11 protein-coding genes are annotated in these 10,202 nt (G+C 55.4%); 3 read left to right on the top strand and 8 right to left on the bottom strand.

What is annotated here, in order from left to right:
• Window positions 1-86 precede the first annotated feature (86 nt).
• On the bottom strand, window positions 87-1,247 hold the full coding sequence (locus ABF859_RS14930; RefSeq protein ID WP_415528435.1) for a CynX/NimT family MFS transporter: 1,161 nt from the start codon (window positions 1,245-1,247) through the stop codon (window positions 87-89).
• A 72-nt stretch (window positions 1,248-1,319) separates the two neighbouring features.
• On the opposite strand from ABF859_RS14930, the gene ABF859_RS14925 reads away from it, so the two are divergent.
• Window positions 1,320-2,120: an AraC family transcriptional regulator gene (locus ABF859_RS14925; protein WP_415528434.1), complete on the top strand. Its 801-nt coding sequence runs from the start codon at window positions 1,320-1,322 to the stop codon at window positions 2,118-2,120.
• A gap of 188 nt (window positions 2,121-2,308) precedes the next feature.
• On the opposite strand, the gene ABF859_RS14920 is transcribed toward ABF859_RS14925, so the two are convergent.
• Complete coding sequence (locus tag ABF859_RS14920) at window positions 2,309-3,202, bottom strand: LysR family transcriptional regulator (RefSeq protein WP_415528433.1); 894 nt, start codon at window positions 3,200-3,202, stop codon at window positions 2,309-2,311.
• Window positions 3,203-3,351: 149 nt separating this feature from the next.
• Here ABF859_RS14920 and ABF859_RS14915 point away from each other — a divergent pair, with 149 nt between their 5' ends.
• Both ABF859_RS14915 and ABF859_RS14910 read left to right on the top strand, forming a co-directional pair.
• The gene (locus ABF859_RS14915; RefSeq protein WP_415528432.1) at window positions 3,352-4,335 is read left to right on the top strand and encodes an aldo/keto reductase; all 984 of its coding nucleotides are present in this window, start codon (window positions 3,352-3,354) and stop codon (window positions 4,333-4,335) included.
• A gap of 23 nt (window positions 4,336-4,358) precedes the next feature.
• Window positions 4,359-5,219, top strand: coding sequence for an aldo/keto reductase (locus ABF859_RS14910; RefSeq protein ID WP_415528431.1), 861 nt, complete (start codon window positions 4,359-4,361; stop codon window positions 5,217-5,219).
• A gap of 435 nt (window positions 5,220-5,654) precedes the next feature.
• Here the strand turns inward: ABF859_RS14910 and ABF859_RS14905 are convergent, their stop codons facing one another.
• The 6 genes from ABF859_RS14905 to ABF859_RS14880 form a co-directional block, all read right to left on the bottom strand.
• On the bottom strand, window positions 5,655-6,392 hold the full coding sequence (locus tag ABF859_RS14905) for an HNH endonuclease signature motif containing protein (RefSeq protein ID WP_415528430.1): 738 nt from the start codon (window positions 6,390-6,392) through the stop codon (window positions 5,655-5,657).
• 35 nt (window positions 6,393-6,427) lie between these two features.
• Window positions 6,428-7,267, bottom strand: coding sequence for a hypothetical protein (locus ABF859_RS14900; protein ID WP_415528429.1), 840 nt, complete (start codon window positions 7,265-7,267; stop codon window positions 6,428-6,430).
• Entirely contained in the window at window positions 7,254-8,102 is an 849-nt protein-coding gene (locus ABF859_RS14895) for a hypothetical protein (protein WP_415528428.1), read from the bottom strand. Before ABF859_RS14895 ends, ABF859_RS14900 begins: the two co-directional genes overlap by 14 nt.
• A gap of 62 nt (window positions 8,103-8,164) precedes the next feature.
• Window positions 8,165-8,677, bottom strand: a complete 513-nt coding sequence (locus ABF859_RS14890) for a hypothetical protein (RefSeq protein WP_415528427.1) — start codon at window positions 8,675-8,677, stop codon at window positions 8,165-8,167.
• Window positions 8,678-8,972: 295 nt separating this feature from the next.
• A complete protein-coding gene (locus tag ABF859_RS14885) occupies window positions 8,973-9,950 on the bottom strand; it encodes a hypothetical protein (RefSeq protein ID WP_415528426.1) in 978 nt (325 codons plus the stop codon).
• Window positions 9,951-9,961: 11 nt separating this feature from the next.
• The coding region (locus tag ABF859_RS14880) for a hypothetical protein (protein WP_415528425.1) at window positions 9,962-10,202 on the bottom strand (241 nt) is incomplete at its 5' end.

Below are 10,202 nucleotides of genomic sequence, written 5' to 3'. Positions count from 1 at the left end.
GATACTGAATCAGCAGGCAGCAATTACCGCAAGGTGGAGTTTTTCAACACAATCGATCGGAAAGCAGACATTCGTGGCGGGTTATGTCATTTCTGATAAGTGCGCTGGATCAGCACCGTAACCACGGTAAGCAGGCCAGCGCTGCCAGTCAGCAATGTCAGGAGTGCTGGGGCAACGCCGATCTGATCAATCAGCAGACCTGTAATCCACGGTAGGATACCGCCAAGCAGATAGCCGCCCGTCTGGGTTAGCCCAGCCAGCCGTGTCGCCTCTGATCTATCGCGCGCAAAATCCAGAGGCTGGAGGAGCGCTACCGGGAACAGGCCTCCCGTCGCAATCCCGATCATCAGAGGTGCCAGCCATGGCACCGGCTTTGCAACCAACAGACTGAACGTACCGAAAATGGCGAGGCCGGAAAAAGCCAGAGCTGCCTTGATGGTTGTAAGTTTGAGAGCGCGCATGATGACATGCATGCCAAAGCTGATGCCCGTCTGGAAAAGCATCATGATGGCGACAAGAAGCCCTGCCGTATGGTCGGAATAGCCCAGGGCACCATACAGGGACGGCAGCCATGCTATTGCGACATAATTGATCCCGGCCTGAAGACCGAAGAACAGCGTCAGTCCCAGAATGCCGCTCCGGCTAATCGTGAGAGCGGGCTGTGACGCGGAGCGCGCAGGCACAGGGATATCCTCGCGCCATAGTATCCAACAGAACCCGGCGAGTGCCGTGGGAAGCGCCCAGAAAGCCAGACCCAGCGGCCAGTCCCCGGTGGCGTCACTGATGCGGGGCGTTCCGAAAGCGGCCACGGCCGATCCTACGCCCATACTGGCGGCATAGACGCTCATGGCCGCCGGTGCGCGGGAGGCAAACTCACCCTTGATGAAACCCGATAGCAGCGGCCGGATGATCGCGTCGCTTACGCCCACCCCGATAGCCGTGAAAAGCAGCAGTCCATAGCTACCACCATCAAGGCGGAGGAGCAGGACGATCGTCAGAAGCGCCAATGCCATTATCATGGAGCGTTTCAGGCCAAGTCGCCGTTCCAGCCTATGCCCGAGCGGAGAGAGGCCCCCCATGCAAAGGACTGGAAGTGTGGTCAGCAAGCCCAGTTCGGCGTTGGAGATGGCAAGCGTTCGTTCGATACGGTCAAGGATGGGAGAGAGAGACGCAATTCCGGTACGCAGGCAGATACCGGCACCGAAGATCATCAGCCAGGGCAGAAGCGTTTTCGCAGAACGTGTCATGCCCCCTGCTATACAGGCTGGATTTTTACCCCGCGCTCGACAGGATGCCATAAACTGTCGAATATCTGCCAGATGAAGCAATCCCGATCCCTGCAGGCCAGCAGTCTTGCTGATCGCACCCCTCCCACGGAGCTACGTCCAGTGCGTGTGCATGCGGAGCATCATGTGGAAGCTGTGGATGTCGAACCTCATTGTCACGCTGATCTTGGACAGCTTCTGGCGACCACGCATGGCGTGATCCGCGTCACGACCGAAGATAACCAGTGGCTGGTACCGCCCGGGCGGGCACTCCTGGTGCCACCGGGTGTGGTACATGCCGTTCATAGCCCCAAGGAAGGCAGGCTGCGTGCCGTGCTGATTGCGCCGGAGATGTGCCGGGATTTTCTGCCAACCTGTCGCGTCATCGCCCTTACAATACTGTTGCAGGAACTGATTGATGCGGTTGCCAGATACCCGGCAGATTATTCCGTTCCTTCACCAGCATCGCGCATGGTGGCGGTGCTGCTGGACCAGATCGCATCGGCACACTCCGAACCTCTGGGTGTACCCCGTCCTTCAGATGCAAGGCTGCGGCGTGTGACTAATGCGCTGATGGCCTCTCCGGCGGACGGCCGGTCACTATCCGAATGGCAGGATGTGGCTGGGGCCAGCAGTAGGACGCTGGCTAGGTTGTTCGAAGTCGAGACCGGCATGAGCTTCAGCCACTATCGTCGGCAGGTGCAGATGCAGGCCGCCGTTGGCATGCTGGCATCAGGCATGCCAGTTGGAGTGATTGCGCACGCACTTGGTTATTCCACGGCATCCGCGTTTGCGTTTGCATTTCGCAAGACTCTCGGCAGTCCGCCTAGCCAATTTCGTGATCAGGTTGAATGATCTGATTATCAGTCTGTTTAAGAACGAAAGATTGCGTTCTTCGTCGTGGACACGAGGCGATAAGTCCGACCGGCTGTTCTCGCCTCATCTCGGTCATTTGAGCGTTTATAGTTGTTGCCCGAAAGCAGACATTGTTAGGCGAAGCGTGACAGACGAAACTTGGGACTTTCGCCCGTAACAAACCTTATTCATCTCCTGTATCGCAGGGCATCCAGAACAAGATTGAATGCTGAAGAGGGCTGACGCCTGCTTGGGTAATACAGATAATAGCCATCAAATGGCTCACACCACTCTTCAAGAATTCGCACCAGGCTTCCGGAAGAAAGGTAATCTTTGACATGATCCTCAAGCATGAAAGCAATACCGTGACCGGTGAGCGCAGCTTTTACAATCAGATTGATATCGTTGAACACAAGCTGTCCTTGCGTTTTAACCCGGATCTCTTTGCCATCGCGCTCAAACTCCCAGGCATATAATCCACCGGAAGTCGGCAAGCGCAGGTTGATGCAGTTGTGTTGCGCAAGATCGTACGGCGTTTCCGGAATGGTCTTTCCGCTCAGGTATGATGGCGAGGCCACGGCGGCCATCCGAAGGCGTGGACTGACTGGCACCGCAATCATGTCCTGCTCCAGTCTTTCTCCAAGCCTTATTCCAGCGTCATATCGCTCAGCCACGATATCGACGAGGCCTCCTTCAATATTGATTTCCACGTTGATGTCAGGATGTTCGTCTGTGAGACGATCAATAGCTGGCCAGAGCACCGTGTACGCCGCGTGAGAACTTGTCGTAATCCGAACAGTGCCAGCAGGGCGATCCCGTAACTCGGTCAGGGTGGCAAGCTTCTGGTCAATATCCTCCAGGGCAGGACGAAGTGTTTCTATAAGGCGTTCCCCAGCCACAGTAAGTGCCACACTCCTGGTTGTGCGCGTAAGAAGCTGTAGGCCCAGTCTGGCTTCGAGCCGCCGAAGAGAATGGCTGAGCGCAGATTGTGAAATGCCAAGTTTGCCCGCGGCCTTGGTGAAGCTGCCTTCATCAGCAACTGCCATGAACATGGCCAGACTTCCAAGCTCTTCACGCCGCATTTTACTCGGGCCTTCTGATGAGTTTCATGACTAAAATTCATAGACCCAAGAAATTTACCTTGTCTAATCGATTGATGAGTCTGGGCTTATGATTTGCGTGTTTAGAGCCTGGGCAGATGCCCAAGGATTAACACGCGGGATCAAGAAACATGCAAAAACGTCTGTTGGGCCAGAGTGGTCTGGAAGTATCAGCGCTTGGCTTCGGCTGCATGGGCCTGAGCTATGGCTATGGCCCTGCCACCGATCGCAAGGATGCTATTGCCCTGATCCGCGCAGCATATGAGCGTGGGGTCACTTTCTTCGATACTGCCGAAGCTTATGGGCCAGACATCAATGAAGAAGTCGTTGGGGAAGCACTAGAGCCGGTTCGTAATCAAGTCGTGATTGCCACCAAATTTGGGTTCGTAAACGGCATACCAGCACAGGGATTGGATAGTCGGCCAGAGCGTATTCGACAGGTTGCAGATGAAGCGCTGAAGCGCCTGCGGACTGATAGGATTGATCTCTTTTACCAGCATCGCGTCGATCCAAACGTTCCGGTCGAAGATGTTGCCGGAACAGTGAAAGATCTTATCGTAGCGGGTAAGGTCAAGCATTTTGGCATGTCTGAAGCCGGAACGCATTCAATCCGTCGTGCACATGCCGTACAGCCAGTTGCAGCTCTCCAGAGTGAATATTCGATGTCCTGGCGCGAGCCGGAATTGGAAATTCTGCCGCTCCTTGAAGAACTGGGGATAGGCTTTGTGCCATTTGCGCCGCTTGGCAAAGGGTTTCTGACTGGAAAACTCGCCCCCAAGGTCGTGTTTGCCAAAGATGATTTCCGAAGCTCTGTTCCCCGTTTTCAAGCAGATGCATTGGCCGCGAACCAGGCTCTTGTTGATCTTGTCAAAGCTATTGCATCTGAAAAATCCTGCACGCCTGCGCAGGTCGCCCTGGCGTGGCTTCTGGCGCAGAAGCCGTGGATTGTTCCCATTCCGGGTACGACCAAGCTTTCCCGCCTCGAAGAAAATCTGGGAGGAGCTGATGTCATTCTGACGCGTGATGATCTGGCCCGAATTGAGCCGGCCCTTAACGACATCACACTTCAAGGGGCCCGTTATCCCGCCTCATATCAAAAGCTTATCAATCGCTGAGCCTCACCGCGGAGAGAACAGTCATGACAATCACCATTCCTGCAGTGACACTGAACAATGGCATCCAGATGCCCTCTCTTGGCTTCGGCGTGTTTCAGGTTCCTGACCCGGCCGAGTGCGAACGGAGTGTCCGGGACGCCATTGATGTCGGTTACCGGCTTCTCGATACCGCAACGTCCTATGGCAACGAGGAAGCGGTCGGTCACGCGATCCGCAACCATGGGATCGGCCGCGGCGATTTGTTTGTAACCACTAAGCTCTGGATTGAAGATGCGAGCTATGAGGGAGCCAAGGCTGCTTTTGAGCGCTCGTTGAACAAACTCCAAACAGACTATCTCGATCTCTGGCTGATCCATCACCCATACGGAGACGTCTATGGAGCATGGCGCGCAATGGAAGAACTGTATCGTGCGGGACGCATCCGGGCGATCGGTGTCAGTAACTTCTACCCTGACCGACTGGTGGATTTCGTGCTGCATAACGAGATCACGCCAGCGATCAATCAGATCGAGCTTCATCCTTTTCACCAACAGGACGATGCGCTGGAAATTCTGAAGCGATACGATGTTCAGGCGGAAGCCTGGGGACCGTTTGCAGAGGGGCGAAACGGGCTGTTCTCGAATGATCTGCTTCAGTCAGTTGCGCAGAAGCATGGCAAAACCATCGCTCAGGTTGTGCTGCGTTGGTTGAACCAGCGCGGGATTGTCGCGATCCCCAAGTCGGTGCGCAAAGAGCGTATGGCTGAGAACTTCGCAATTTTCGATTTTACGTTGGATAATGCTGATCTTAGAGCGATTGCCCTGCTCGATCAGAAAGCCAGTAGTTTCTTCGATCACCGCGATCCGGAGAAAGTCCGCTGGCTGGGGACAAGAAATTTAGGGTGAGAAGTATCTTCTCAGGGTCGTCTTTGTGAATTGAGATTTTTGCGGATCTTATTGAAAACGAGTGGATATTTTTTCGATCCATGCGAGTAAAGGGGATGTCCGAGTATCGGCAATTTCGCTCATAACCGGACATTCTTCTTCCCCCCCCTAAACGTCAGTTTTCTATATGAATCTGAAGCAAATCGACGAAAACCGCCGTCATGCTAGCTATGCTCGATAACCTTTTCATGAAATAAAGGAATGGGCTGATCTGCTGCCCAAAATGCGCCTATCGGTGTTGACAAGTCATTGGAACTTCTGGACCGCACTCAAGGAGTGGCGCGCTGTCGTAACCAGATACAAAAAACCGCAATGTTGTTCCTCGCGGTCATCCACATCGCTGCCGCAGCAGATTGGATCAAGTCCTAACGGGTCTTGGTCACGCCGAACCATCACTCAACCGACTGTTTGGGCGTATTCCTCGAAGCTGGAAAAAGCCCTGAACCCTTTAGCCGCGTTTGCTTTTGCTATGCGTGTTCGGCTGATCCTCTGTTGAAGATAGGCGCAGAGGGCGTCGAAATCCTCAATCGCCAGCATTCTCCAAGGCCCCCTGAATTTTGTTTCAATATTCTTAGTAATAGCGCCATAGCTGAATTTTGTGTCGCGCGATTTATCGGCGCTTGCGAATTTATTATAGCGACTGATCATGTACTGAATATACAGACTTGCTTTCAAATCGGCCCCTATGGTGCCTGCTGCCGGCTGTATTTTCACCGTTTTACGGACACTCTTCACGTTGACGGTTGCGGCTATGATGGAGCCGGGACTGTCAATGACAACATTGCCGCTATTGTTGGTAACCTCGATACGCCGAAGGTCGCTTAGAAGTATCTTCGCGTAGAAGGCATCGGTAGCCTCTTCGGGCCGCCCCATTTCCTCCTCTCGAAGCCGCTTGATCTCTTCAAGCGCCTCTGCTGAATACACGTCGGGTTCAGCGTCCACCATCTTATGGTGCCGGCGGCACAGCAGAACCAGATTGGCGAAGCTCTGCCGTTCGTCTTCGCTCTGCGTAGCGTCGAAGCGGGGGCCGCCCTCATTTCGTGCGTGGATATGGCATATTTCGCCGGTAACCGTTCCCACGGCTTCTACAATGGGCAAGGCGCACCCTGGAAAGGCGCAGAGGTTCCCCGACATCGCGAAGAGCCTTTTGATCGTCGTCTCTGATGGTCTCATCTCGCAAGCCCCCCGCCAGAAAACGGCTCGGCAGAGCTCATCGCCAGCTTGCCGGCAAGGTGCTGCATGAACGAACGTGTATTCTCGAATATCTGGGCCGCACGCTCTTCATCATACCGCTCAAGCGGGTGCATTGCGTGATTGCGCCAGGCGTTCTTGATGAAACGTAGATGGACGCCCGCTTCAGCCGCCCATTGCTCCTCATCCCGACCGTCGACTCTTCGCCGGACTTCGCGAAGCTTGCCCTCTATCGCTCCGAGGACGCTGTTCCAGTTCTCGCCCGACGGCACATCCAGATGCTTGGCCAACGCGGCTAGCCCCGACTCAAGCACGCGCATCAGGTGCATGACCGTGGCCGTCCAGCGCCCCAGCGCCCGGCACTTGCCAGCCTCGGCGAGGTCGTAGGCGACATCCGGAAAAGCATCCTCAACCAATTCACCGAAAAGAGGGTCGGTAGAGAAATATCGCGCGCTGGAGGCCGGAAAGGCAAACAGCAATCGGGCTTCCATCTCATCCTGAAAAGCCGAAGTCAGGATCGCTATCTCATCAGCGACCAGACTCAATCGATCGGGCGTCAGGGCGATACAAAACGGTGCGACCTTGTCAAGGTTCTGCAACAGCCGACCGGCGCTGGCTCGTCCAGCGGGCATGTCCAAGCCGTCCGCAATGACAGCGAGCCGACGACCGCACTCGCGCATCTCCACGAAACGCTGCACCTCCATTTGGCCCATGCCTCCATTCTCGATGAGCTGCCACCGCATCATGACCAAATGCTTGTGCGATCCCGCCAGATAGGTGAGCGAGGCCAGAAGGTGGTGAACATCAATCCGGATCATGCGCGCCTCCTGCGGAGTTGGTGGCTTCAAAGGCGGTCGCCGGACGGTGCTGGATCATGAGTTTGATGTCGTTCTTGCCGCCGCAGACCTTGCACTTCCAGCCCCTGCCGTTCTCGATCTCGCTTCGCCACGCGAAGATCGACGTCTTGCATTCCGGGTTGGCGCACTTGACCTCAACTTGGTCCGGCGCGAAACACGCCTTGCCCTCTCCGGCATCGGTCACCTTGTAGGTCGCGCCACATTCGAAGCACTTCGCATCGACCACTGCTTTCCCTTGCGGCATGCGCTTACGGATTGGGTGGCCGCATTTCATGCAGCCGAGCGATGCGAACGTTCCCATCGTCGCGTTCCACACTGGCGATGCCAGCACGTCAGTCACGTAGGCGGCGATCTCCTTGCAGCGCGCGCGAAACTTTACGGGATCGACCTTTGCGCCGTGCTTGCGCTGTTTAATCGTGGGCACGTGGAGATAGCTGCCCAAAGCGTCATAGTGACGCTTGATCGTCCCCATGTTCAGGACGCGCTCGGTGCCTAGCGACTTCATCACATCTGGCATCACGCCAAGCGACGGTTCAATCCCGAAGGCCCAGTTGCTGTCCTTGTCGGCATCAGGATCGATTTCGAGGAGGATGGCCATCACCTTGCGTGGTTGCCAGGTCTCGTATTCGGCGGCTGGAAACTCGTCCTCGTAGGCCAAGGCGCGATCATAGGTCAGCGACTCCATTGCCATGCGAAGTTCGAGCGCCGCATATTTCAGGCGTTCATCGGCCATGGAAGCGAGTTCGTCTTTAGCGCGTGCCAGCTCACGTCGGGCATCGTTACGATAATCGGTCATACTCGCCTCCTCAGACCCCAATAGGTATGGCGGCGAACAGCACTCTGGATTTGTCACGCCGCTCATGCCGCCGATTGCTCGGCGTCGGCCTGCGGGCTGCCTTTACTCCCGAGAGCCGCCAGGACATGGGCATGCACTTCGCCGAGATTGATCAGCGTCACGATTTCTGGTGCTGCCTCAAGCGCCTTTTTCAGGAGTTCCATCTGTTCAGGTTCGTAGATGATGTGGTCGCCGTACGGCGGCCAGATCGCCATCAACCGAGAAGCAGGCTTCCTGTCGTGGGCGAAGGCGAACCAGCGATCCTGCCGAGATATGACGGAATTCGCGGCCTCAAAAGTGAAGCCCGCGTCGATCAGCAGCTTTGCCATCCGGAACAGACAAAGGTCGGGAACACTGAAACGCTTCCACTTCGCACGCGGGTTGGGATCGTCGTGGGTGTCAGTGCCCGGCTTGTGAAAGCCGGGTAACATTCCTACACGGCCGCCCAATCCTCTCTTCAGATAAGAGCGCAATCCTTCGTATCCGACACCGACAATTTCGGCTGCCCGCGCTGTTGTTACGGTACGATGGGACATAGCGGCTTCAAAATCGGTCTTATTGGCACCGATATATAGAGATGTCAAAACCGGTGTCAACGCGACCGAATTGGCGTCGAAGGGAAACTGGACCGAGAGGAGCGCGGTCGAACTAACGGAGCATCCCGATTAGCGAGCACGACGACCGTGAACCGCACCACGCCCCTTCGCTAATCGACCATGTCCTGAGCGAATTCTAACTCTATGGCTATGATCGGCAATTCGCCAGCGTTGCTGGAAGGCTGTGCTGCTAAAGGAGGTAGCCGTTATGGAGATTATAACTTCCGTAGAAGAACTACCTGCCGCGATAAGCCGACATACCGCTTGCCCCCCTACATAAGCACCCTTCCCCGCTGAATACTTCACGAGGAAGGGCGATATTTTCCTCAAGCGTTTTTAACCCAGAACCTCGTTTTTGCATTTCTCCGCAAGGTCCATCCAGCCTGCCGCATGGCGTGAACAAGTGCCCGTTGATGGATCGCAGCCAATGGCCATTGATAATGAAGCAGATCTTCGACCACCAACCGTGAAGTGATATGGCCTGTCTGAGAGGCTGCCCAGATTTCGAGCACTTCGGGCATCCGGGCATCCGGGCATCCAGCCGCTCCTCGAATGTCGGAAGCTGCTGAGGAGGAGGTGGTGGTGGTGGCGCCCGCTCCTGCTCTTCCCGTGCAGAATAAAAATCCTCTACGATAACTGAAATACGCTCATCGGAAGTTTCTGGGCTTTTGCACCGCGTTCCGAAAAGATGCTCGGCCAGAAATTCAGCATGCTCTTGCAGGGTCAATTCTGCTTCGGGGTCAGCAACCGCGCCGGCCTCGATTTCTTCCCACGCTTTGCGCAGCCCGATGGGTTCCCAATATGAACGCGAGTAATGCTCCGCTAGGTTCTCCTGAGTGACCGCAACCCACCGGCCCTGTATTATGTTAAAAATTTCAATGCGTTCGGGAAGGCATTTTCGTCTCCTGCTTTCCCTCAGCCATTCCCTGCGTTTTTCTTGATTATGTACGGGAGCATCACCGCGTTGCTGCGGATCATAAAGCTGGCTGTTGGCCTTAGCTCGAACATCCTTCCAGATGTCGCCTGGATCACCGAAGCCTCGGACGGACAGCGGACAGAGTTCCAAGATATTTTCCGTAGTAGCCAGACACCACCGCCAGGTAATGATGTTCCATACCAGAAGACGGTCAGTCTCTGGTTCATATCTGGTATTGCGTGCCAACCAGCCCCTCTGGTTTGGCCCCGACAGCATTCTCACTGCGTCATCACGCATGATGATATTCCTCATTGGTTTCCAAGCTTCGTTCTGAACGGATCGGAGAAACCATTTGAGGCGGCCCTGTAGGCCATGGCGATGCGTAGACGCACGTGATCGCCCGGCCCTCTTTCGAAAGTCGAGACGTGCATAAGTGTCTGATGAGCCAGTGTTTCATGGCGATCAGCAGTCGATTTGTAGGGATTTATGATGGAAGTGGTTGCGGGGGCAGGATTTGAACCTGCGGCCTTCAGGTTATGAGCCTGACGA

Source organism: Gluconobacter sp. (assembly GCF_047722525.1).
Taxonomy (GTDB): domain Bacteria; phylum Pseudomonadota; class Alphaproteobacteria; order Acetobacterales; family Acetobacteraceae; genus Gluconobacter.
Note: the sequence above shows the minus strand (reverse complement) of the source record. Positions and strands in the feature narration are given on the sequence as shown.

Coding starts and splice junctions, on each gene's coding strand:
- ABF859_RS14885 (WP_415528426.1), bottom strand. CDS start 9,950: ATGCGTGATGACGCAGTGAGAATGCTGTCGGGGCCAAACCAGAGGGGC.
- ABF859_RS14900 (WP_415528429.1), bottom strand. CDS start 7,267: ATGATCCGGATTGATGTTCACCACCTTCTGGCCTCGCTCACCTATCTG.
- ABF859_RS14910 (WP_415528431.1), top strand. CDS start 4,359: ATGACAATCACCATTCCTGCAGTGACACTGAACAATGGCATCCAGATG.
- ABF859_RS14905 (WP_415528430.1), bottom strand. CDS start 6,392: ATGTCGGGGAACCTCTGCGCCTTTCCAGGGTGCGCCTTGCCCATTGTA.
- ABF859_RS14920 (WP_415528433.1), bottom strand. CDS start 3,202: ATGCGGCGTGAAGAGCTTGGAAGTCTGGCCATGTTCATGGCAGTTGCT.
- ABF859_RS14915 (WP_415528432.1), top strand. CDS start 3,352: ATGCAAAAACGTCTGTTGGGCCAGAGTGGTCTGGAAGTATCAGCGCTT.
- ABF859_RS14890 (WP_415528427.1), bottom strand. CDS start 8,677: ATGTCCCATCGTACCGTAACAACAGCGCGGGCAGCCGAAATTGTCGGT.
- ABF859_RS14925 (WP_415528434.1), top strand. CDS start 1,320: ATGAAGCAATCCCGATCCCTGCAGGCCAGCAGTCTTGCTGATCGCACC.
- ABF859_RS14930 (WP_415528435.1), bottom strand. CDS start 1,247: ATGACACGTTCTGCGAAAACGCTTCTGCCCTGGCTGATGATCTTCGGT.
- ABF859_RS14895 (WP_415528428.1), bottom strand. CDS start 8,102: ATGACCGATTATCGTAACGATGCCCGACGTGAGCTGGCACGCGCTAAA.